The 21,012-nt window shown below is 70.7% G+C and carries 17 protein-coding genes, 1 pseudogene and 1 riboswitch; of the genes and pseudogenes, 9 read left to right on the forward strand and 9 right to left on the reverse strand.

Annotated elements, in window-relative coordinates; all coding sequences use genetic code 11:
• Positions 1–28 precede the first annotated feature (28 nt).
• Positions 29–115: riboswitch (ZMP/ZTP riboswitch) on the reverse strand.
• A 151-nt stretch (positions 116–266) separates the two neighbouring features.
• Positions 267–1,481 (forward strand): ornithine--oxo-acid transaminase, encoded by a 1,215-nt coding sequence (gene rocD, locus AB0D57_RS14370; protein ID WP_362071495.1) that lies wholly within the window; start codon positions 267–269, stop codon positions 1,479–1,481.
• Positions 1,482–1,503: 22 nt separating this feature from the next.
• Here the strand turns inward: rocD and AB0D57_RS14375 are convergent, their stop codons facing one another.
• Both AB0D57_RS14375 and AB0D57_RS14380 read right to left on the reverse strand, forming a co-directional pair.
• Positions 1,504–2,688: a glutathionylspermidine synthase family protein gene (locus tag AB0D57_RS14375; RefSeq protein WP_362071497.1), complete on the reverse strand. Its 1,185-nt coding sequence runs from the start codon at positions 2,686–2,688 to the stop codon at positions 1,504–1,506.
• 31 nt (positions 2,689–2,719) lie between these two features.
• Positions 2,720–3,061 carry a hypothetical protein gene (locus tag AB0D57_RS14380; protein ID WP_362071499.1) on the reverse strand — a complete coding sequence of 114 codons (342 nt, stop codon included), beginning with the start codon at positions 3,059–3,061 and terminating at the stop codon, positions 2,720–2,722.
• A gap of 215 nt (positions 3,062–3,276) precedes the next feature.
• Between AB0D57_RS14380 and AB0D57_RS14385 the strand changes: the two are divergent.
• Positions 3,277–4,139, forward strand: a pseudogene (locus AB0D57_RS14385) (hypothetical protein).
• A 219-nt stretch (positions 4,140–4,358) separates the two neighbouring features.
• Here AB0D57_RS14385 and AB0D57_RS14390 read toward each other — a convergent pair.
• Entirely contained in the window at positions 4,359–5,138 is a 780-nt protein-coding gene (locus AB0D57_RS14390; RefSeq protein WP_362071501.1) for a DUF3050 domain-containing protein, read from the reverse strand.
• 290 nt (positions 5,139–5,428) lie between these two features.
• Here AB0D57_RS14390 and AB0D57_RS14395 point away from each other — a divergent pair, with 290 nt between their 5' ends.
• From AB0D57_RS14395 to AB0D57_RS14420, 6 genes are read left to right on the forward strand one after another with little or no spacing between them, the layout of a single operon-like run.
• On the forward strand, positions 5,429–6,016 hold the full coding sequence (locus AB0D57_RS14395) for an antibiotic biosynthesis monooxygenase (protein WP_362071503.1): 588 nt from the start codon (positions 5,429–5,431) through the stop codon (positions 6,014–6,016).
• A 30-nt stretch (positions 6,017–6,046) separates the two neighbouring features.
• Complete coding sequence (pabB, locus tag AB0D57_RS14400; protein WP_362071505.1) at positions 6,047–8,236, forward strand: aminodeoxychorismate synthase component I; 2,190 nt, start codon at positions 6,047–6,049, stop codon at positions 8,234–8,236.
• Positions 8,233–9,780 carry an AMP-binding protein gene (locus tag AB0D57_RS14405; RefSeq protein WP_362071507.1) on the forward strand — a complete coding sequence of 516 codons (1,548 nt, stop codon included), beginning with the start codon at positions 8,233–8,235 and terminating at the stop codon, positions 9,778–9,780. Before pabB ends, AB0D57_RS14405 begins: the two co-directional genes overlap by 4 nt.
• A 59-nt stretch (positions 9,781–9,839) precedes the next feature.
• Complete coding sequence (locus AB0D57_RS14410; RefSeq protein ID WP_362071509.1) at positions 9,840–11,420, forward strand: class I adenylate-forming enzyme family protein; 1,581 nt, start codon at positions 9,840–9,842, stop codon at positions 11,418–11,420.
• The gene (locus AB0D57_RS14415) at positions 11,417–12,646 is read left to right on the forward strand and encodes an FAD-dependent monooxygenase (RefSeq protein WP_362071511.1); all 1,230 of its coding nucleotides are present in this window, start codon (positions 11,417–11,419) and stop codon (positions 12,644–12,646) included. Before AB0D57_RS14410 ends, AB0D57_RS14415 begins: the two co-directional genes overlap by 4 nt.
• 26 nt (positions 12,647–12,672) lie before the next feature.
• A complete protein-coding gene (locus tag AB0D57_RS14420; protein ID WP_362071513.1) occupies positions 12,673–13,476 on the forward strand; it encodes an aminotransferase class IV in 804 nt (267 codons plus the stop codon).
• A 74-nt stretch (positions 13,477–13,550) separates the two neighbouring features.
• On the opposite strand, the gene AB0D57_RS14425 is transcribed toward AB0D57_RS14420, so the two are convergent.
• Positions 13,551–14,042: a carboxymuconolactone decarboxylase family protein gene (locus AB0D57_RS14425; RefSeq protein ID WP_362071515.1), complete on the reverse strand. Its 492-nt coding sequence runs from the start codon at positions 14,040–14,042 to the stop codon at positions 13,551–13,553.
• Positions 14,043–14,051: 9 nt separating this feature from the next.
• Positions 14,052–15,569 (reverse strand): PLP-dependent aminotransferase family protein, encoded by a 1,518-nt coding sequence (locus tag AB0D57_RS14430; protein ID WP_362071517.1) that lies wholly within the window; start codon positions 15,567–15,569, stop codon positions 14,052–14,054.
• A 47-nt stretch (positions 15,570–15,616) separates the two neighbouring features.
• Between AB0D57_RS14430 and AB0D57_RS14435 the strand changes: the two genes are divergently transcribed.
• Positions 15,617–16,120 carry a carboxymuconolactone decarboxylase family protein gene (locus tag AB0D57_RS14435; RefSeq protein ID WP_362071519.1) on the forward strand — a complete coding sequence of 168 codons (504 nt, stop codon included), beginning with the start codon at positions 15,617–15,619 and terminating at the stop codon, positions 16,118–16,120.
• A gap of 64 nt (positions 16,121–16,184) precedes the next feature.
• Here AB0D57_RS14435 and AB0D57_RS14440 read toward each other — a convergent pair whose 3' ends face one another.
• The 4 genes from AB0D57_RS14440 to AB0D57_RS14455 all read right to left on the reverse strand — a co-directional run bounded on the left by AB0D57_RS14440 (position 16,185) and on the right by AB0D57_RS14455 (position 20,359).
• Positions 16,185–17,090, reverse strand: a complete 906-nt coding sequence (locus AB0D57_RS14440; RefSeq protein WP_362071521.1) for a hypothetical protein — start codon at positions 17,088–17,090, stop codon at positions 16,185–16,187.
• Positions 17,091–17,092: 2 nt separating this feature from the next.
• Positions 17,093–17,470 (reverse strand): hypothetical protein, encoded by a 378-nt coding sequence (locus tag AB0D57_RS14445; RefSeq protein ID WP_362071523.1) that lies wholly within the window; start codon positions 17,468–17,470, stop codon positions 17,093–17,095.
• Positions 17,463–19,148, reverse strand: a complete 1,686-nt coding sequence (locus AB0D57_RS14450; RefSeq protein ID WP_362071525.1) for a hypothetical protein — start codon at positions 19,146–19,148, stop codon at positions 17,463–17,465. The genes AB0D57_RS14445 and AB0D57_RS14450 overlap by 8 nt, the downstream gene beginning before the upstream one ends.
• Before the next feature lie 221 nt (positions 19,149–19,369).
• Positions 19,370–20,359: a malate dehydrogenase gene (locus AB0D57_RS14455; RefSeq protein WP_362071527.1), complete on the reverse strand. Its 990-nt coding sequence runs from the start codon at positions 20,357–20,359 to the stop codon at positions 19,370–19,372.
• Positions 20,360–21,012 lie beyond the last annotated feature (653 nt).

The following is a 21,012-nucleotide window of genomic DNA, read 5'->3' on the forward strand; positions in this document are numbered from 1 at the left end:
CGGCGTGGCGTTCAGCGATCACGATTCACGGTTCGGCCCAGGCGCACGGCACACAGTTCAGAGGCCGCTCCCCGATGGTCGGTCCCATCCCAGCGCGCCAGTCACGGCCCCGCCGCTCAGCCTACCGGGCACGCCGGATCGCCGGGTTCCCCAGTCCGCCATGCGAGCGACGATAGGAAAGAGGCCACAAGCACCACCCACCGGCGGGGTGCTCCCCCGAGCTCGGGAAGACGCCCCCGTGCTGGTCCCCAAGAAACGGAGATCCCGTGACCGCTACGGAGACGACACAGGCGTTCATCACGTCGGCTGATGCGCACAGCGCGCACAACTACCACCCGCTGCCGGTCGTCGTGGCGACGGCGGACGGCGCCTGGATGACGGATGTCGAGGGGCGCCGCTTCCTCGACATGCTGGCCGGATACTCGGCGCTGAATTTCGGCCATGGCAACCGGCGGCTGATCGAGGCGGCGAAAGCGCAGCTGGAGCGGGTGACGCTGACGTCGCGTGCCTTCCATCACGACCGGTTCGCGGACTTCTGCCGAGAGCTGGCGGCGTTGTGCGGCAAGGAGATGGTGCTGCCGATGAACACGGGCGCGGAGGCGGTGGAGAGCGCGGTCAAGACGGCCCGGAAGTGGGGGTACCGGGTCAAGGGCGTGCCCGCGGAAATGGCGAAGATCGTGGTCGCGGGCAACAACTTCCACGGCCGTACGACCACGATCATCAGTTTCTCCACGGACCCGGAGGCGCGGGCGGACTTCGGGCCGTACACGCCGGGGTTCGAGATCGTGCCGTATGGGGACCTGACCGCGATGCGGGCGGCGCTCAGCGAGAACACGGTCGCCGTGCTGCTTGAGCCGATTCAGGGCGAGGCGGGGGTGCTGGTGCCGCCGCACGGTTATCTCCAGGGTGTACGGGAGGTGACGCGGGAGCGGAATGTGCTGTTCATCGCGGACGAGATCCAGTCGGGTCTCGGCAGGACAGGGAAGACCTTCGCGTGTGAGCACGAGGGAGTCGTGCCGGATGTGTATGTGCTGGGCAAGGCGCTGGGAGGCGGGGTCGTTCCGGTGTCGGCGGTGGTGGCCGACCAGGAGGTGCTCGGGGTGTTCCGGCCGGGGGAGCACGGTTCGACGTTCGGGGGGAATCCGCTGGCATGCGCGGTGGCGCTCGAGGTGATCGCGATGCTGCGGTCGGGCGAGTTCCAGCGGCGGGCCGCCGAGCTCGGCGAGCATCTGCACCATGAGCTGGGCCTGTTGACGGGCTCGGGCCATGTCACCGGGGTGCGCGGGCGGGGGCTGTGGGCAGGCGTCGACATCGCCCCGGCGTACGGCACGGGACGGGAGATCTCCGAGAAGCTGATGGACCGGGGCGTCCTCGTCAAGGACACCCACGGCGTCACGATCCGGATCGCCCCGCCCCTGGTCATCAGCAAGGAGGACCTCGACTGGGGGCTGGCTCAGCTGAGAGGGGTGCTCGGGGTCTAAGGGCTGTCCGTCGGACCAGTCGTCAGACGATCACGTGGGGCAGAAAGCGGGCGTACTCGTCCGTGATCAGGCCGGACGACTCGCGGATGCCGAGACCCGCCGACTCGCCCTCGACGACCCAGGCGCCGAGGACGACGCGGTTGCCGTCGAAGGAAGGCAGGGGGGCCAACTCCTGGTAGCAGCAGGGTTCGTCACGTACGAGGGGGGCTGCGCCGGGTTCGTGGACGGTGACACCGGCGCCCTCGCGGCCGAGAAGCGGCTTGGCGACGTACCCCGTCGTCCTGGCCAGCTCCCTCGGGCCGTCGAGGTGGGCGGGGAGGAGGTTCGGGTGGCCGGGATACAGCTCCCAGAGGATGGCGAGGAGGGCCTTGTTGGAGAGGAGCATCTTCCAGGCGGGCTCGATCCACATCGTCGTACCCGTGCCGCCTCCGTTGTCGAGGGTGTTCAGGACGTGGTCGGCGAAGCGGTCGGAGGTGAGCCATTCCCAGGGGTAGAGCTTGAAGCAGCTGCGGATGAAGTGGAGCTGGTTGTCGACGAAGCGGCCGGACAGCGGGTCCCAGCCGATCTCCTCCATCGAGATCCAGTCCGTGTCGAGGCCGGCCTGCTCGGCGGTCTCCTTCAGATAGGCGACCGTCATCAGGTCCTCGCCGAGTTCGTCGGCGACGGAGTGCGCGAAGTAGAGGGGGCTGCCCGGCGGGAGGAGCGACGCCTGCTTCTTCCAGGCGGCGACGAGGCGTTCATGGAGGGAGTTCCACTGGTCGGCGCCCGGGAAGCGGTCCTCCATCCAGAACCACTGGGGGCCGGCGGCCTCGACGAGGGAGGTCGGGGTGTCGGCGTTGTACTCCAGGAGCTTGGCCGGGCCGGTGCCGTCGTAGCGCAGGTCGAACCGGCCATAGACGGAGGGGAGTTCGGCACGGCGGTGCCAGGCTTCGGCGATGAGTTCGCGCAGACGGAGGTCGGTGATGCCGAGGTCGGCGAAGCGGTCCGCGGTGACGATGTGCTCGGCTGCCGCCAGGCACATGCGGTGCAGGTCCTCGACGACCTCCTCCAGAGCCTCCACCTCGGGAAGCGAGAAGGCGTAGTAGGCGCTCTCGTCCCAGTAGGGGCGCAGCGAGTCGTCCGGGTAGCGGGTGAGGGGGTAGATGAGGCCCTGCTGCTCGACGGTCTGCTGCCAGCCGTCACGGGGCTCGATGGTTCGGCGTTCCACGGCGTACGTGTCCGATCGGGGTCCGGGTCGCTCAGCCGCCGGAGCTGCCGCTGCCGCTGCCGAAACCGTTGCGATCGACGCTGCTGTCGCTGGTGCTGCCGCCGGACCCCTTGCCCGGCTTGGTGAAGGACCCGCCGTCGATCCAGCCGCTCTTCTTCTTGCCGCCGTAGTACCAGGAGCCGTTGGCGGAGGTCTTGGTGGACTTGCAGTTCTTGTCCGCGACGACCTCGTAGCCCTTGGTGGCGTTGTAGCTGTCGCGGTCCACGCAGCGCTTGTCCGGGTCCGAGGAGCAGGCGGTGAGGGTCACCGCGAGGAGTCCCATGCCGCCGAGTACGACCGTGCCCGAGCGCAGTTGCCGTCGCGCGTCTGCCATGTTCGTTCCCCCGTTGTCCTGTTGTCCCGCTTCAGTTCGCCTCGCCCGTCGGAAGCGATCAGAAGTTCATCTCGCTAGTTCATCTCGCTCGCCACAAGCGATCAAGTAATTCGTATCACTTGTCGCAAGCGATCAGATTAGAGAGCGCCTACGACAAACGCGCAGCGGCCCCCCGGCGATCCTGCCTCCCCTACAGTCACTTTGTGCTCTTTGGGATGATGTGCGCACTTGGTGCGGCGGTCTGTTTCGGTACGGCGACGGTGTTGCAGGCCATCGCCGCGCGGGCTGCGGCCGACACCGGCGGCGGGGGCGGGGACGGGGGTGCGGTCGGGAGCGCGGTCGGGGACGCCGCGCCGCTGCTCCGGGCACTGCGGGAGTGGCGGTATCTCGCAGGGCTGGCGCTGGACGGGCTGGGCTTCCTGTTGCAGATCGCGGCGCTGCGGTCCATTCCCCTCTACACGGTGGGAGCGGCGCTGGCGGCGAGCCTCGCGGTGACGGCGGTGGTGGCCTCGTGGCTGTTGCGGGTGCGGTTGAGCGGGTGGAGTGGGCCGCGGTGGGGGTGGTGTGCGCGGGGCTGGGGATGCTCGGGCTGGCGTCCGGGGAGGAGGGGGAACAGGCGGGGTCGACGACGCTGAAGTACGCGATGTTGGGGACCGCCGTGGCTGTGCTGGTCCTCGGGGCGGTGGCCGGGCGTTGGCCGGGGCGGGGGCGGGCGTTGACGCTGGGGTTGGGTGCGGGGATCGGGTTCGGGGTGGTCGAGGTGTCGGTGCGGCTGATCGACGAGCTCGCACTGGGGGCGCTGGTGCGCAATCCTGCGACGTATGCGGTGCTGGTCGGGGGTGGGGCCGCGTTTTTGTTGCTGACGTCGGCGTTGCAGCGGGGGGATGTGACGGTGGCGACGGCGGGAATGGTGATCGGCGAGACGATCGGGCCGGCACTGATCGGGGTGCTGTGGCTGGGGGATCGTACGCGGGAGGGTTTGGGGTGGCTGGCGGTGCTGGGGTTTGTGGTGGCGGTGGTGGGGGCCTTGGCCTTGGCCCGGTTCGGTGAGGCGCCGGTGGAGGGCGAGGTGACTTGACGGGGGTGTCGTGGCTCGGTCGGGTGATTTCACCCCCGCCGCCCCTACCCGCCCCATCCCATCCCTGCCCCATTCCTGTCCCGTTCCCGGAGGCTCCGCCCCCAGCCCCCCGTTCGGCCTGAGCGGCCTTGCCCTCAAGCGCCGGACGGGCTGAATTGACGCCGCCCGGGCCCGAGACCCACGCCTCGGCAGTCACGAACTCGGCCCTCGGCACTCACGTCAGACCATCGCCTCCACAATGCCGTCCCACAAACGAGACCTGGCCTCCAGCGCCAGCGTGGCCGTTTCGACGGCCTCCTGCCAGCGGGCGTCGTCCGTGCCGCAGAGGTCGGCCACCATCTGCATGGCCATGGGGGTGTGCTCCTCGCCGTCGACCTCGATGTGACGGGCGAGGTAGTCGCAGAAGAGCGGGAAGCGGTCGGTTCCTTCCTTCTTGATGACCTGGTCGAACATGTCCGGGATGAGATCCTCCCGGGAGAAGGCGAAGGCGGCCGCCCGGCAGTGCAGTGGCCGGTCGGCGATGATCCCGAAGGTCGTGCCGACGAACTCGGCGGCCGGGCCGGGCACTTGGGCGACGCGCAGCGCCGACGGCACATCATGGCCCTCCGCGATCAGGGCGAGGAAGGTGTCGATCCGGGTCGTGTCGGCCGCCGCCTCGGTCATGCCGGCGCGGTACAGCTCGAAGTGGCTGGTGAAGCCGCCGTTCAGCTCGTCGCTCTCCTCGACCAGCACGATGTCGTTGATCAGCCGTCGGCCCACCGGCGAGCCGCGCGGCACCCAAGGGACGTCGACGCAGGTCAGTTCCCGTTGCAGGGACTTGAGCAGGGACATGAAGTCCCACACCGCGAACACATGGTGCGCCATGAATGTCGCCATGCGCTCCCGGCTGTTTATCCGCTGGTAAATCGGATGGGCGGTCACTTCTTTCCGGGCGGGTTCGATCACGGAACGCGCCCGCTCGATTCCTTCATTGGTCAGATTCCAGTCGTACCTGGACATGGATCTCCTTTACGGAACCTTCACAACTCTTTCCGTCGCCACATTTTCGGGGCGGATGGCGATCGTGCAGCTTTAGCCGCTTCCCCGGCAAGCACTTTCAGGAATTCCAGAAAGGTTACCCGGAGTATCGCTCGACAGAGGGTGCCAAGGCAGCCAAAAAGCCAACAAAAGGTCACGTTGCGGACGGTCGGGCAGGGCAAGCGGACAAGGCGACCAGGCAGGCAACAGGGCCGTCGAAAAACTTCGTTGAAGATTTGAACGGGGCAGCCACTCTTCCCGTATTCGGTGGGGTGACCAGGAATCCCGTTACCGTCACGGTGGCGTATCACGTGATCCCGGGCCGCGAGACCGACTTCCACTCCTGGGGGTGGGCCGCACTACGGGCCGGCTCCCAGCAACCGGGCTTCCTGGGAGGTGGCGTACTTGCCGACGGAGAGGCGGAGTGGCATGTGCTCTACCGCTTCGACAGCGAGGATTCGGCCCAGAACTGGGAGAACTCGATCACCCGGGCGCAGTGGGAGGCCCGGACGCAGGGGTTCGCCCGGGAGACGGGACGCAGGAGCGTGCAGGGTTCGAAGGCGTGGTTCGATTCCCAGACCACCACGCCGGCCGCATCCGCCGCACCGCGCCCTCCATCGAAATGGAAGCTCTGGTTCGTGAATATGAGCGCGGTATTCCCGCCGGTGCTCCTGTTCAATCTGACCGTGCTCCCCTATCTGGGCGGCCTCAATCCGCTCATCCGTACTCTGCTGTTGTGCCTGTGCGTGACGGCTCTCGTCACCTGGATTCTCATGCCGCGCCTCCAGCGTTTCTTCAAGAAGTGGCTGTACCCACCGCTCCAGGCACTCCGTGGACGACACAAGAGACGGACCGCGTAGGCCAGAGAACGACCAAAGGGAGGTGGGCGGGTGAAGACCCTGCTCATCGACAATTACGACTCGTACACATACAACCTGTTCCAGCTGATTGCCGAGGTCAACGGCGAGGAACCGGTGGTAATCCTGAACGATGCCCCGCCCGACAGAATTCCGGATCTCGCGACTCTCCGGGAATTCGACAATGTGGTCGTGTCGCCGGGACCGGGACACCCGGCCGCAACACGCGACTTCGGGATCAGTGCCAGAGTGATCGCCGAGTCCGCGATCCCCGTACTCGGCGTCTGCCTCGGGCATCAGGGCATCGCCCTCGGGGAGCAGGGCCGGGTGACGCCCGCCCCCGAGCCCCGGCACGGGCATCTGTCCACGATCCGGCACGACGAGCGGGACCTGTTCCAGGGGCTGCCGCAGAACTTCACCGCGGTCCGCTACCACTCGCTGTCGGTGCCCGAGCCGCTCCCCGAAACGCTCGAGGCCACCGCCTGGGCCGAGGACGGCGTTCTGATGGGGCTGCGGCACCGCACCCGGCCGCTGTGGGGGGTGCAGTTCCACCCGGAGTCCGTCCTCACCGACTACGGCCACCGGATGCTCATGAACTTCCGCAACCTCACGGCGGAACGGGCCCGCAAGCCGCGTACGAAGAACACCGCGGTCACCCCGTCCGCGGCGGCGATCCCCCGCCCCGCGGGAGCCGTCCGCTCCGCGCACTCCCCGCGGACCGTCGCCCGCCCCGCCTACCGCCTGCACACCCGCCGCATCGCCACCGCGGTCGACGCGGAGGCCGCCTTCACCCGCATGTACGCCGCCGCGCCGCGGGCGTTCTGGCTGGACAGCTCGCTGGTCGAGGAGGGCCGGTCCCGTTTCTCGTTCTTCGGCGACGGCAGTGGCCCGCTCTCCGAGTTCGTCCGCTACGACGTCACGGCCGGCCACTGCGAGATCGAGCGGGCCGGGCGTCCCCCGCGCAAGGTCCGGGCGAGCGTCTTCGACTACCTCAAGCGGCAGTTGGCGAACCGCCAGGTGGACGCCACCGGGCTGCCCTTCGACTTCACCGGCGGATACGTCGGCTACTTCGGCTACGAGATGAAGGCCGACTGCGGCACGCACGCACCGAACCGCCACCGGGCCGAAACCCCCGACGCGTGCTGGCTGTTCGCCGACCGGCTGATCGCGGTGGACCACCAGGAAGGCTTCACCTACGCCGTCTGCCTCGCCGAGGACACCCCGGCGGCCACCCGCGAGGCCACCGACTGGCTCGAGGCGGCGCTGGCCCAGCTCACCTTCGTCACCACGGACCGGCCGACGCTGCCCTTACCGGCCGAGCCGGACCTCGACGCCGCCGAGCCGTGGCTGGTCCGCGACCGGGCGACGTACCTCGCGGACATCGAGGCCTGCGGACGCGAGCTCAGGGCGGGCACCAGCTACGAGATCTGCCTGACCAACGCCGCCCGGCTGCCCGCCCCGCCGGACGCGTACGACTTCTACCGGGTGCTGCGGCGCGTCAACCCGGCGCCGTACGCGGCGTTTCTGAGGTTCGGGGAGGTCGAGGTGGCGGGCGCGTCCCCCGAGCGTTTTCTGCGGATCACCCGGGACGGCCTCGCCGAGGCCAGGCCCATCAAGGGCACCGCGCCCCGCGGCGACGGTCCCCAGGAGGACGCCCGGCTGCGGGACGCGCTGGCGGCGGACGCCAAGACGCGCGCCGAGAACCTGATGATCGTCGACCTGCTCCGCAACGACCTCGGCCGGGTCTGCCGGACCGGCACGGTGCGTGTCTCCCGACTGATGGCCACCGAGACGTACGCCACCGTCCACCAGCTCGTCTCCACCGTCGAGGGCAGGCTGCGCGAGGGCACGGACGCGGTGGACTGCGTCCGTGCCTGCTTCCCCGGCGGTTCGATGACCGGCGCGCCGAAGCTCCGCACCATGGAGATCATCGACTCCCTGGAGACCGAGGCGCGCGGCGTGTACTCCGGGGCGCTCGGCTACCTGGGGTGCAGCGGCGGCGCGGACCTCAACATCGTCATCCGCACCGCCGTACTCGCCGACGGCCTGATGCACCTGGGCGCCGGCGGCGCGATCGTCCTCGACTCCGATCCGGCCGCGGAGTACGACGAGATGCTGCTGAAGACGGCGGCGCAGATGCGGGCCCATCAGGACTGCGCCACGGCACTGTCCCGCCCGGGCCAGTCCCCGGTCCCGACGGCCGCCGAGGAGCCCGCCCGATGACGACCTCTCGGTCCACCACAACCCCCCGGTCCACGCTGCCACCACCCCCGCCCGATGCCGACGCCCCCGGAAACCTCTCGGCCCATCTCGCCGCCCTCGTCGAGCGGCGCGGTTGGAGCGAGCGGACCGCCTTCCACCAGGGGCACCGGGTGTGGACCCACGGTGAGGTGCACGACCTCGCGGCCCGCGCGGCAACCGTGCTCGCCGGGTACGGCGTGGGCCCCGGCGACCGGGTACTGCTCGCGCTGCCCGACGGCATCGCCTGGGTGACGGCCTTCCTCGCCACCGCACGCCTCGGGGCCGTCGCGGTCCTGGTCAACCCCGAACTCCCCGCGACCGAGCACGCGTTCATGGCCGAGGACGCCGAGGCCGTGCTCTGCGTGACCGGACCGGGCCTGGAGGACCGGTTCGCGGACCGGGCACGTCTCGGCGCCGATCAGCTGGTCGCGCTCACCCCCGCCGCCGAGCCGGCCACCGCCCACCCGGTCGACGCGCACACGCCCCTGTACGTCCAGTACACCTCCGGCACCACGGGCCGGCCCAAGGGAGTCGTGCACTGTCACGCCGACCCGAAGACGTACCACGACCTCATCGGCCGACGCCTGCTGCGAGTCGCCCCGGACGACGTCACCCTGTCGGTGTCGAAGCTGTACTTCGCCTACGGATTCGGCAACGCCTTCGTCTTCCCGCTCTTCTCCGGCTCGAGCGCCGTACTGGTGGACCGCCGTCCGGCCCCGGCCGCCGTGGACGAGCTCGTCGCCCGGCACCGGGTGACCCTGCTGTACTCCGTGCCGTCCGCGTACGCCGCCCTGGTGGCCGACCGGGGCAACGGACACTCCGCCTGCTTCACCTCCGTACGCGCCGCGGTGTCGGCCGGTGAGGGCATGCCCGACGAGCTCGGACAGCGAGTGACCGAACTGCTCGGCGCACCGGTGCTGGAGCAGATCGGCTCCACCGAAGCCGGTCACGCGTTCTGCGCCAACAGCTTCGAGCACCACCGCCCGGGCACCGTCGGCCGTCCGGTACCCGGCTTCGAGGTGGAACTGCGCGACCGTGCCGGACGACCCGTGCCGGACGGCACGGAGGGCGAACTCTGGGTCCGCGGACCGACGGTGACACCCGGCTACCTGAACCGCCCCGAGGAGACGGAACGCACCCTGGTCAGCGGCTGGCTCGCCACCCACGACCGCGCCCGCCGCGAACCGGACGGCACCTACCGGCACCTGGGCCGCGTCGACGACATGGAGATGGTCGGTGGCATCACCGTCTCCCCGCTGGAGGTGGAGGCCGTACTGCGGACGCATCCGGCGGTGCGGGAGGTCGCGGTCGCGGCCTTCCTCGACGGGCACGGCTTCAGCCGGCTGCGGGCCTTCGTCGTCCCCGTCACGCCGTTGCCCGCCGGTCTGGAGGCCGACCTCGTGCGCCTGGCACGCGAGCACCTCGCCTCGTTCAAGGTCCCCAGATCCGTCAGCTTCGTCCCGTCCCTGCCCCGCACTCCGACCGGAAAGCTCCGCCGCCACCTCGTCCGGCAGGGCGCCTGGTGACCAGGACCACCCCCCTCGCAGAACCCCTTGCCGGACCCCTCTCAGAAAGGAACGGGCACATGCGACAGCACCAGCCGGCGCACCCCCTGCTCGCCGACCGCGGTTTCTATCTGGGCCCGATGTTCCGCCGGGCGGCGGACCGTCACGGAGCCGTCTTCGTCACCCTGGACCGGCCGCTGGACGTCGATCCCGATCTCGGGGTCGACCTCAGCTATCCGGTACTGGCCGACGTGGTGGAGGAACTCTCCGGCCGACTGTGGGAGGCCGGGGTCCGGCCCTCCGAGCAGGTGGTCGTCCACAAGACGGACAACGTCGACATCATGCTGCTGACCTGCGCCGTCTCGCTTATCGGCGCCGTCCCCGTCCTCCTGTCGCCCGGTCTGGCCGGACCGGTGGTCGGGCAGCTCCTCGAACGGCTGCACCAGCCCTGGCTGATCACCGACAGAGCGAAACTGGACGGCCCGCTGACGGACGTCGACGTCTCCGCGCTCGTACGGCAGACACTCTCCGTGGACGACGCGCCCGGGGCCGTCCCCCTGGAGAAGTACGCCGGCGCCGAACCTCCCTCGCCCGTACGGCTCCACCCCCGAGACCCCGCCCTGATCACCCACAGCTCGGGCACCACCGGCGTCCCCAAGCTCGCCGTGCACTGCCCGAACACCATGTGGAACCGGCTCGTACCGCAGCAGGCCATGGGCTGGCCCACCCGCGGCGAGACCGCCGCGCTGCACATGTCGTTCGTGCACTCGCGCTTCTATCACCTGCTCGGCGTCCTGCTGCGCTTCGGCAGCCCGCTCGTGCTGATCACCGACCCGGACCCCGCCACGGTGGGACCGCTGCTGACCCGGCACCGCCCCGGCATCGTCGAGACCCACCCCAACACGTTCGTGCTGTGGGAGGAGCTGGCCGACGCACCCGGCGCACCGCTGTCCCGGGTCCGCTCGTACGGCTCCACGTTCGACGCGATCCATCCGCGCACCGTACGGCGACTGCTCGGCGCGTCGCGGCGCCGCGCGCCCTGGCTGATCCAGCTGTACGGGCAGAGCGAGACGGGCCCGGTCGCGTTCCAGTGGTTCACCCGGCGCACCGCGGCGCGTGCGGACGGCCGCCGGGTCGGCATCGGCATCCCCGGCTTCACCCGGGTCCGGGTCACGGACGACTCCGGCAGGCGGGCTCGCCCCGGGGAGCCCGGCCGGATCGAGGCCCGCACCAGGGGCCGCATCCTCACCTACCTGGGCGCCCGGGAGCAGTACCAGCGCCAGCTCGACGGTGACGGCTGGTGGGAAATGGGCGACATGGGGTACCGGAGCCGCCTGGGCGCCCTGTATCTGATCGACCGCGAGATCGATCAGATCGACTCGGTGCACAGCAATCTCGAGGTCGAGGACACGCTCATGTCCCGGCTCGACGAGCTGCGCGAGGTCGTCATCGTGCCCGGCGCGGACGGCGAAGCGGTGCCGGTGGTGTGTGTGCGGGGCGAACGGCCCCTGGACCCCGCGCGCTGGCAGGAGGCCACCGCCGGCCTGCCTCCGCTGGCCGAGCCTCGCCAGTGGCGGTTCGAGGTGCTGCCGATGACGGCGACATGGAAAGTGAAGCGGGTGGAGATCACCCGCATGCTCACCGAGAGCGCCCGCGCGTGAACCCGGCCACCGACGGCGACGAGTCACCGGCGCCCGATCGCGAGCAGCCGGTCCTCGTCGTGGGTGCCGGCCCCGTCGGCCTGTCGGCGGCGCTGGGCCTGCGCGCCCAGGGCCTCCCCGTCGTCCTCCTGGAAGCGGACCCGCAGGAGCGTGAACGGCCCGGCAGCCGCGCCCTGTTCGTGCACCGCGAGACCCTCCGGCTGCTCGACGGGATGCGCCCGGGACTCGCCGCCGACATCACGGCGTACGGACGCACCTGGCACACCAGACGGACCCTGTACCGGGGCCGCGAGGTGTACTCCCGCACCTTCCCTCCACCGTCCGGTTCCGGCACCCCGCCCTTCACCAGCCTGCGTCAGGTGGACACGGAGCGCTTCCTGCGCACTGCCTGCGAAGCCGCCGGGGTGGAGTTCGTCTGGGGCGTCCGGGTGGAGGGGTTGATCGTCACGCCGACGGAGGTCACCTTGACCGACGGGGACGGACGCTTCTGGACCGGCACCCATGCCGTCGCCGCTGACGGCGCCCGCTCGACCGTCCGGCGCGAACTGGGCATCGCCATGGAGGGCACGCACGCGGAGGGGTTCCACGTCGTCGTGGACGTCGCCGACATCCCGGGCGCCGAGCTGCCACTGGAGCGGGTCTTCCACTACGAGCATCCGGGGGCGGACGGACGCAGCGTGATGCGGGTGCCGTTCACCGGGGGCTTCCAGGTCGACCTCCAGTGCCGGGACGACGACGCGCAGGAGGCGTACGGGACCGAGGAGGCCGTACGGGAATGGCTGCCGTCGGTCGTGGGCGAGGGGTACGGCGAGCGGGTCCTGTGGGTGTCGACGTACCGCTTCCTGCGCAAGGTCGCGGCCTCGTTCACCGATCCGCACCGCCGCGTGCTGCTCGTCGGCGAGGCGGCCCATCTGTTCCCGCCCTTCGGCGCCCGCGGCATGAACAGCGGGATCGCGGACGCTGCGGCCGCGGCGCGGGCCGTCGCCGCGGGGACGACGGAGGAGGTCGCCGAGTTCGCCGACGTCCGGCGCGCGGCGGCCCTGTTCAACAGCGCCGCCGCCGGTATCGCTCTGGATCACCTGCGGCCGCGGCGCCGGATCGTCCGCGTCAAGCAGCGCGCGGCGGCGGCCCTCGCGCCCGTGCTGCCGTGGTGCGGGTCCTGGCTGGAGCACGCACCGTACGGGCCCCGGCACGGGGCCGCGGCCGTGGCGGGCCGGAAGTACTGAACCGCACGTACCGAAAGGAGCTCTTGGTGACACAACCGGCGATTGCGGAGGGGCTGTTGGCGTGGTCGCCCGGCCGTGGCCTGAGTTCGGCCCCACTATCGGGCGGGCGGCTGCTCGTCGCGGACTCGTGGCTGCTGCGCGACGGCCGGGTGCGCGGCTTCGCACGGCACCGGGAACGCTTCCTGCGGGCCTGCGGCGACTGCGGCGGGCCCCCGCTGCGCCGGCTCGTCGACTTCTGGCAGGACATGACCGCCGCGCTGCCGCGCACCGGAGAGTGGTTCCCCCGGGTGGAACTCGCGCCGGGAGCCCAGGAGCCGGAGTTGAGACTGCTGCTGCGGCCCGCACCGCCGCTCGGCTCCGGTCTCCGGGTCTGGGCGGAGGGCCAGCTCGATCCGCGGACGGTCCCCCGTCGCAAGGGACCGGATCTGGACACTCTGGCCCGGGTCCGCAGGCGGGCGTCCGGCGAGGGCGCGGAGGAGGCGGTGTTGATCACGCCCTCGGGTGTGGTGCTGGAGGGCACCACCTCCAGCCTGCTCTGGTGGGAGGACGACACCCTGTGCCTGCCCTCGCCGCAACTGCCCGTCCTGGCCGGAGTGACGGCCGGGCTCGTCCAGGACCGCGCCCGACAGTCCGGGATCCGCATCGCCCACCGCGAGCGGACCTTGGCCGATCTGGACGGCCGAGAGGTGTGGCTGGTCAACGCGCTGCACGGAATCCGGCCGGTGACGGGCTGGATGAGCCCGTCCGAACGGCCGATGAGGGCGGCGCCCGCGGTGCGCGCCGTGGAATGGCGGCAATGGCTGGACGGCATCATGGAGCCGCTCGACTGAACCGCCGGAAAACCAATGAGAAAGCGTGCCGGATCGAATTCGATTCGCCCCGGCACGCTCATTGCTGCCTAAATTCAGCTTTCCTTCCGGGCGGGCTGATAAGCGCCCGGAACCATCCGTGTCGCGATCGCGGTCCGGTTGTACGCGTTGATGACGGTGGCCACCCAGATCAGCGCCGCGATCTGGGCCTCGTCGAAGACCTCCGCGGCCTCGGCGTAGACCGCGTCCGGCACCTGTCCGTCGTGCACCAGCGTCACCGCCTCGGTCAACGCCAGTGCGGCGCGCTCCCGTTCGGTGAAGAAGGGGGTCTCCCGCCAGGCGTTCAGCGCGTAGAGCCGCTGCTCGGCCTCGCCCTGGGCTCGGGCGTCCTTCGTGTGCATGTCGAGGCAGAACGCGCAGCCGTTGATCTGCGAGGCGCGGATCCTGATCAGTTCCAGCAGTTCCGGTTCGAGCTTGGCGTCCTGCGCCGCGGAAACGGCGGCGCCGTGCAGGGCGCCCATTGCGCCGGACACATCGGGGGTAATCTTCTTCAGGGCCACACGGGATATCGAATCGCTATTGCTCATGGTGTGACTCTATCCAGGAAAAGAGCCGCCGACGCCCCTGTCCATGAAATCCTTGAGATCTTCGAATTCCTCGAAGTCCTCGACACCGCCGGCACCGTCGGCACCGCCGGCACCGCCGAGCGACAACGCCGCGCACAACGCGTCCAACGCCCCCGACCATGCATGGTCGGGCGGTGTCCCGTACCCCACCACCAGCGCGTCCGTCCGCCCGACGGTCGACTCCGCATGGCGGTAGCGGTCGAGGCTGTGCACCGCCAGTCTCTGCCAGGCCGCCGCCCGTAGCGCCGACCGCTCGGTTCCCGGCGGCAGCCGGAGGACCACGTGCAGACCCGCCGCGATGCCGGTCGCCCGGACCGCGGGCGCCTGTACCGCGAGCTGCGCCACCAGCGCGTCCCGGCGGCGCCGGTAGTGGAGGCGGGCCGCGCGGACGTGGCGGTCGTACCCGCCCGACGCGATGAACTCGGCCAGCGTCAGCTGGTCCAGCACCCCGCACGACCAGTCCGATCCGCCCTTCGCCGCGAGCACCTCCGCCGCGATCGACGGCGGCAGGACCAGCCAGCCCAACCGCAGGCCCGGGGCCAGGGACTTGCTGGCCGTGCCCAGGTAGACCACATGGTCGGGGTCGAGTCCCTGGAGGGCGCCCACCGGCTTGCGGTCGTAGCGGAACTCCCCGTCGTAGTCGTCCTCCAGGATCAGACCGTCCCCGCGCCGTGCCCAGTCCACCACCGCGGCCCGCCGGTCGGGGTGCAGCGGTAGGCCCATCGGGAACTGGTGCGCCGGCGTCAGCAGCACCGCACTTACGCCGGCCGGACCTCCACTCGGCGCCAACTCCTCCGTACGCGTGCCCAGTTCGTCGAACCCGAGCGGCACCGTCCGCAGCCCGGCCCGTTCCGCGAGCCTCCAGTGCACGTCGAGCCCGTACGACTCCACGGCCAGCGACTTCAGTCCGCGCCCCCGCAGCACCTGGCCGAGCAGCATCAGCCCGTGCGCGAAGCCGGAGCAGATGACGATGTTTTCCGGGTTCGCGCGAACTCCGCGGGCCCGGGCCAGATAACCGGCCAGGGCGGTGCGCAGTTCCACCCGGCCGCGCGGGTCGCCGTAGCCGAGGGCGTCGTGCGGGGCGGTCGCCAGCGCCCGGCGGGACGCCTTCAGCCAGGCCGTACGGGGGAAGAAGGACAGGTCCGGGGAGCCCGGCATCAGGTCGTACGCCGGTCCGGACGGGACGCGGCGATGCGGCGGCGAGGTGACGGACCGCGTCGGCATCGGGCGCTGCGCCACGCTCGTGCCCGAACCCTGACGCGCGGTGAGCCAGCCCTCCGCCACCAGGTCCGCGTAGGCGTCCGCGACCGTGTTGCGCGCGATGCCCAGGTCGGCGGCGAGGGAGCGGGAGGAGGGAAGGCGGATGCCGGGGGCCAGCCGGCCGCTGCGGACCGCCTCCCGGAGCGCGTTCGTCAGACCTTTGCGGACGCCGGTGCCCGTGAGTTCCAGGTGGAGGTCCACCCCCAAAGTGGCCCAGGATTTCACCATATAAATGGACCATACTCCTGGGCTGCTCCGCTCGTAGGGTCGACACCATGACGACGAACAACGACAAGAACTCCGCGTACACCCCCGAGCCCACCCCGCGCCTGAACTGGGCCGAGCTCGCCCCCGACGTCTACAAGGCGATGGTCAGACTCGACGTGGCGGCCCGGCGGGGTGTGGACCCCGTGCTCCTGGAGCTGGTGAAGATCCGCGCCTCCCAGCTCAACCACTGCGCCTTCTGCCTCGACATGCACACCAAGGACGCGCTCGCGGCGGGCGAGAGCGTCGAGCGGATCGTGCAGCTCAGCGCCTGGGAGGAGTCGAAGCACTTCTACACCGGCAAGGAGCTCGCGGCGATCGAGCTGACGGAAGCGGTGACCGTCCTGACCGACGGGTTCGTGCCGGACGAGGTCTACGAGCACGCCGCCAAGTACTTCGAGGAGGCCGAGCTGGCGCAGCTGATCGCCGCGATCACGGTGATCAACGCGTGGAACCGGTTCGGCGTGACCTGCCGACTGGTGCCCGGCCACTACACGGCGGGGCAGCACAAGTAAGGGAACTCACGCGTATCCCGTGGCGGGCGGGGCGCTGCGCCACTCCTCTTTCGTCGTGCCCGTTTCAGCAGGCCCCGGTCAGGCAGAACGACCGTACGGCCGCGTCCTGGATCTCCTGCTGCTCGGGCCACGCGTCGGCCGGTCCCGCGGTGAGAACGGCGTACAGCTGGTTGTCGTCGGCGTGGATGACCCGGTCCAGGGTGCGCAGCCCCACGCCCCACTTCTCACTCGAGTGGGTGTAGTCGAGCTCGGCGGCCTCGCCCCGGTCGTCGGCGACGGCTTCGAGGCTGTTGCGGTGATAGTCCGGCAGCCGCTTCTTCAGGTCCGCCTCGGCCGCCGTGAGCGTGCCGCGCGGGGTGGGGTCGGCCTCGCTGACCCGGAAGACCTGGAGATAGCGGGGGCCGCCGCCCGATTCCCTGAAGTAGTAGATCATGACGCCGTTCTGGCCCTCCTCCGCATCCGGCTCCCAGTCCTCCGGTACGACCATGTCGAACTCCCCGGTCGAGACCGACCGGTATCCCGCCGGGAGGGCACTTTCCGAGGGGGACGCGGACGTCTCGTCCAGGTTCGGGGTGGGTGTGGGCGCGGACTCGGAGGTGCTCGGGGTGGTGGGGGCGGTGGACACCTTGGTACGGGCGTCATCCTTGTGCGTACCGCCGCCGTCCCCCTTCGACGCGTACCAGCCGCCGAATCCCGCCGCCGCGCCGACGAGCAGGGCGGCGGTCAGCACCGCGACCCATTTCCTCGTCGTCGGGCGCGGACCCGGGCCGGGGTCGCCGCCCGGTCCGGGTCCGGGAATCAGGTACTGCCCGCTCAGGTCAGCAGGGCCGGGGCCAGGAGCCGGACCCGGCGGAAGTACCGGCTCGAAGGCCGGCCGCGGCGGAGGCGGCGGGGTGTAGCGGGCCGGTCCCGCGCCCGTCTCCCAGCTCTGTGTCTCCGAGTTCCAGTGGACCTCGCCCTCACCGGCCACGGTCAGCTCCCCAGCAGCGCGGCGACGGACTCGGCCACCGCGCCTGCCGAAGCCAACAGCCCGGTCAGCGCGCCCGCGTCCGTGAGGGCCTGCCGGATCCGGGCGAGACGCCCCTGACCGGCCCGGCCCGACTCCTCGATCTCGGCCTGCGCCCCGGCGAGTTCGGCGTCCAGCTCGGCCGTCTGGCTGCTGGCGACCAGCCGCTCCAGGTCGGCCCGGAGTTCGCGGACCCGCCGCAGCAACTCCTCCTGCGCGGGGTCCCGTTGCGGCAGGCCGGCGCCGGACTGATTGACGACGCTGTTCCCGTCGCCGATCGCGAAGGCGCCGCTCACACCGCTGATGTTGATGGAGCCCCTTCCGGCGCCCTCCTCGTCAGCCATTTCCATCCACTCCCGCCGTACCCGGCGCGCCGGGCGCGCTCGGCGTCTTGTTGGTGACGACGTTGTTGTCGCCGATGGCGAACGCCCCCTGCACGTTCTCGATCAGGGTGCTGCCGCCGCTCACGTTGACGACCTTCTGGGCGAACTCGTCGGTCCGGTAGCCCGCGTCCTTGAGCACCTGCCGCACTCCCTGCGCGACCCGGTCCTGGATCGACTTCAGATAGCGGCTGACGTCCATGTCCTGGAAGAGCGAGGCCTGGTCCCCCGAGCCCAGTTCACGGACCGAGCGCGCGGGCCCGTCGGGCATCGCCGCGCCATAGCCCGCGGTGAGGATCCGCCAGGTCAGGGCCACCCCGCGGCCCAGTGTCGCGAAGGCGAGCGGCACCGAGCGAGGGGTGCGCGCCAGGGCCCAGACCGCCTTGCCCAGCGGGCTGTTGTGACGGTACTGGTGGGCGATCCGGTCCGCCTCCTCGAAGTCGGCGCGCACCGGCAGCAGGACGTGCGGGGCGATCTCCAGCATCAGCATGCCGCCCTGGGTGTGCACGCGGACGAAGACGGTCGTGACGACCTCCTCCTCCCAGCCTCCGACCCGTGCCCGCAGGAAGTGCCGCCGGGTCTCGCCGCCCTCCTCGACCGACTCCGCGCGGTGCACGAGGAACGCGTCCGGGTGGTACGGCGCCAGGTCCCGCCGGGGCAGGCCCGCCACCGGCAGGAACACGCACTCGTCGATCTCCAGCCGACGCAGCCGGTCCCGCACCGCGTCACCGGCATGCGGCGAGGGCAGCCGCAACTGCGCGAGCAGCTCATGGACCTTGTCGAGGATCACCCGGTTGTTGACGGGCAGCGGCGGCTCGTGACGGTCCGGGTCCGGCCGCAGCTCGACGGCGAGGCTCCAGGTGTCGTGCGCCTGTCCGGCGCCGCAGAAGGGGTGCGCCGCGTGGTACATCACCAGGGGCGAGTTCTGTTCGACCCGGATGCGTGCGCGCAGCCGCTGGAAGCGCCGTCCCTCGGCGAGTTCGGCCGGGTCGCCGGCCATGTCGCCGAAGCGCGCCGGGTGCAGTTCGTGCGCCAGCGCCCGCGCGAACTGGCCGCGCTGCAGGGCGACGCAGACCGCCACCAGCAGCAGGACGGTCAGGGCGGCCCAGGCGTGGATCGGCTTGATGTTGAAGCCGTTCTCGAAGAGCGCCGTGGCCAGCTCGTCGGGAAGGAAGGATCGGAAGAGGTCGTAGAGCTCTTCCTGATCCGCCGCCCCGAAGGCCGCGCGCACCGTCGTGATCGCGGCGTAGAGCAGCAGGAGCCGTCCGGCCCAGCGCAGCTGCCAGGCGGGGAACCTCCGGTACCACGGGGGATGTTCCTGGCTACCACGGACCCAGGAGGCGGCCGCGAGCAGCAGGCACGGGAACAGCAGGACGATCAGCAGGTAGTTGGAGAGCGGGAAGCCCACCGCCCACAGCCCCAGGATCCCGGCCGCCCAGCCGAGTTCGATCCGGCGGGCGCGCAGTGCGTGGGCCAGGACGCGCGCGGCGTCGTAGCCGAGCGAGGGGGCGGCGAGGCGCTCCTCGTGGACGTACAGCTCCTCGATCACCGCGTCGCGGTAGTCCGAGTCCAGGTAACTGCCCGCGCACAGCAGCCGGGTGGCCTCACTCGCGCCCGGCGGCACACCGGGCGGGTGCGGCACACCGGCATCCGGCGGTTGTGGCTGTTGAGGTAAATGGAACGTCTGCGTCAACGCTGCTCCCCCGAGGCGTGAACTGTCCTGTTTCACGGCGTATTACTGTGTTGAGCGTCACAGCATAGAGGGCTTGCGGCATCCCTTGCACCTGTATTCACAGGAACGCCGCAGGCCCCACCCGGGAAACCCGGACGGGGCCTGCGTACGCAACAGCGGGGGGCGGTCGCTCAGATGAGACCGAGGCCGCGGACCGCGTCGCGCTCCTCCTCGAGCTCCTTGACGGAGGCGTCGATGCGGGCGCGGGAGAACTCGTTGATGTCCAGGCCCTGGACGATCTCGTACCGGCCGTCCTTCGTGGTGACCGGGAAGGACGAGATGATGCCCTCGGGGACGCCGTAGGAGCCGTCCGAGGGGATGCCCATGGAGGTCCAGTCGCCGTCCGCGGTGCCGTTGACCCAGGTGTGCACGTGGTCGATGGCGGCGTTGGCGGCGGAGGCGGCGGAGGACGCGCCACGGGCCTCGATGATGGCCGCGCCGCGCTTGGCGACGGTCGGGATGAAGTCCTCGGCCAGCCACTTCTCGTCGTTCACGACCTCGGCGGCGTTCTTGCCGGCGACCGTGGCGTGGAAGACGTCCGGGTACTGGGTGGCGGAGTGGTTGCCCCAGATGGTGAGGCGCTTGATGTCCGCGACCGTCGTGCCGGTCTTCTTCGCGAGCTGGGTCAGCGCGCGGTTGTGGTCCAGACGGGTCATCGCGGTGAAGCGCTCGGCCGGTACGTCCGGGGCGGCGGCCTGCGCGATGAGCGCGTTGGTGTTGGCCGGGTTGCCGACGACCAGGACCTTGATGTCGTCCGCGGCGTGGTCGTTGATGGCCTTGCCCTGCGGCTTGAAGATGCCGCCGTTGGCGGAGAGCAGGTCGCCGCGCTCCATGCCCTTGGTGCGGGGGCGGGCGCCGACGAGGAGGGCGACGTTGGCGCCGTCGAAGGCGACGTTCGGGTCGTCCGAGATGTCGATGCCCTGGAGCAGCGGGAACGCGCAGTCGTCCAGCTCCATGGCCGTGCCCTCGGCGGCCTTGAGCGCCGGGGTGATCTCCAGGAGGCGCAGCTTGACCGGCACGTCCGCGCCGAGCAGCTGGCCGGAGGCGATGCGGAAGAGCAGGGCGTAACCGATCTGGCCGGCCGCGCCGGTGACGGTGACGTTCACGGGAGTGCGGGTCATGGCGTTCTCCGTATGACAGCTGGCGGTGGGGCGTCCCTGCCCCGGGGTGCAGAATCGTCTCTTGCGTTCGCCGTGATGATCGATCAGGGGTACCGATGATCGATCTCTTGGCGTCAAGAGAGATTCGCCGTCAGGTTATCGCGCATCCGGGATCCCGGTCGGCCGGGTCCCGTGTGGCCCGCCCCACAGAGTCCCCTGAGGGGCGGCCGCCGGCCCGGGAGAGTTGGCACGACGGCCGCCCGAAGGGGTACCGGGGTCCTGGAGGCGGTGTAGTCCTCCGGCTCCTCCGGGACGGCACCGGATCCCGTGGGGGTACGGTGCGACTGCCCCGTAGCGGGCCGGGCATTCCTCGATTCCGGGGTCGATTTTTCGCCCCCGCCGCCCCTACCCGTCCCGTCCCCTGGGGGCTCCGCCCCCAGACCCCCGTTCGGCCTGAACGGCCTCGTCCTCAAACTCCCCCAAGCTCTCGGCTTCGCTCGAGCAGGGGGGACCCCCATGACTGGCTGGGATACCTGGCGGGGGTCCAGGGGGCGCAGCGCCCCTGGCGGGGTCTGGGGCGGAGCCCCAGAAGGATGGGACGGGTAGGGGCGGCGGGGGCGAAAAGCCAACCCCCGCGCGCCTCCCCACTCCACCCACCCCGGCCACACGCCCCC

It is taken from the genome of Streptomyces sp. NPDC048275 (assembly GCF_040652275.1).
Taxonomy (GTDB): domain Bacteria; phylum Actinomycetota; class Actinomycetes; order Streptomycetales; family Streptomycetaceae; genus Streptomyces.